This is a genomic window from Segatella copri (assembly GCF_003465495.1).
GTDB classification, from domain to species: Bacteria; Bacteroidota; Bacteroidia; order Bacteroidales; family Bacteroidaceae; genus Prevotella; species Prevotella copri_G.
Window position 1 is genome coordinate 1 of record NZ_QSAV01000097.1, and the last position, 1,604, is coordinate 1,604.

The window sequence follows — 1,604 nt, forward strand, 5'->3', positions numbered from 1 at the left end:
GAAAGATTTCTGAGGCTTTTTTGTTTTTCCCACAGATTTCAAGATGCTCACAGATTTTTCCTAAATCTTTACATGAGAGATACAGAAAATCGGAAAACATTCTTTCAATCAGCGACTTAGATGATTGTGTACGAAAAGAATGCTAAATTAGTGTAGAATTTCGTAGAATGATATTAATTTTTTAACACGCATAATTTGCTAGTTTCCAACAATTATCTTATATTTGCAAAGAGTTTCTGTGTCTCTTATGTAGAGATTCAGATGAACGACATCAAATAACGAACTTGATTCGCATGATGAAAGAGACAGATATACACTCACAGGTAACGTCCACTATTGCAGGGGACGACGGCGAAGCCGTGGCAAAAAGTGAACAAAACGCTAAGAAAAAGGTTCTGGAAAAGCCTAATGAAGGGCTTGAAAAACCTACTGATGCAGGATGGTATGTGGCTGTAGTGAGAGTGAATTGTGAAACGAGAATAGCTGATTCTATACGAATCAATCTTAATCACAATCATGTTTGGTTTGATTACTGGATTCCCAAGGTAAAAGTAGTTTATATAGACAAACGTTCCAATAAGCGAAAAGTGAAAGAAAAGCTATTTCTTTCCACTTTCATCTTTTGCAATGTTTCTCCGAGACAACTTGACAAAATCCGCTTCCGTTCGGATGTGTACAAGATGCTGACGATGCCAGGTCAAAGGAAAATATATCAAATTCCCGACCAGGTTGTTGCCAACTATCGATATTTTGTAGAGAATGATGAAGAACCTGTCACTGCTGCCCCTGTTCCTTTGAAGAAAGGTATCAAAGTGCGAGTGGTAGCAGGTAGCATGAAAGGTGTGGAAGCATACGTACAGAGTTATAATGGCAAGAAAGCCGTCATCGGCAGCGAAATCAAGTATATCAGTGGTGCAACGCTTACGATAAGTAGAAATTTACTCGAAGTCGTTGAAGAAGATTAAGTTGTAGAATGCTCTTGTTGCATAAAAATGGGTACGTTGGTATACATTCTTGAAGTTTCACGGAAAACCCTTATCTTTGCACCTAAAAAAGGAGATACAATTATGAATACAGCTACATATACATTAGATGTCCCTGCAACCGATATTTCTCTTTTCAAATCATTGATTAAGAAAATCGGGTGGGTTGCCAAAAAGCAAAAAGCCCCTAAGGCTTGTAGATTAGACAAGGCATTAGAAGCAGCAAAGAATGAAAAACTCTTTGCTACTAATGATTTGGATGAATTAATGAAGAGTCTTGCTTTAACCGATACAGGTACACATAGTGACATTTTTGGCTGGTAGCCCATTAATATGAGTTATCTGAGTAAAATGTTATAGTAAGTTATAGCAAAGCGGTCCCATCCCGCACAACATGGCGAAGACCTTTGATGGTCCGCCAACCTTATAGCGTAGCGGTTCCGAGCACCGGATGGCGGTTACATCCCTAATCCCTATGGTAGGGATTTAGGGCTTGGGTATAGGGTAAGGACCCCCTCTTCGCAAGAGAGGGACAGGGGAGTCGAAACAAAACTTACGTTATGACCATAGAAGAAAAAAAGGCAGATTTTATGCGTCGCTTCAGGGCATCTAGGGAGCGAA

2 protein-coding genes are annotated in these 1,604 nt (G+C 39.5%); both read left to right on the plus strand.

The features are described 5' to 3' along the window. Positions 1–293 precede the first annotated feature (293 nt). A complete protein-coding gene (locus DWV53_RS15125) occupies positions 294–965 on the plus strand; it encodes a transcription termination/antitermination NusG family protein (protein ID WP_118155437.1) in 672 nt (223 codons plus the stop codon). A gap of 102 nt (positions 966–1,067) precedes the next feature. Further along, positions 1,068–1,307, plus strand: coding sequence for a hypothetical protein (locus tag DWV53_RS15130; protein WP_147468829.1), 240 nt, complete (start codon positions 1,068–1,070; stop codon positions 1,305–1,307). Positions 1,308–1,604 lie beyond the last annotated feature (297 nt).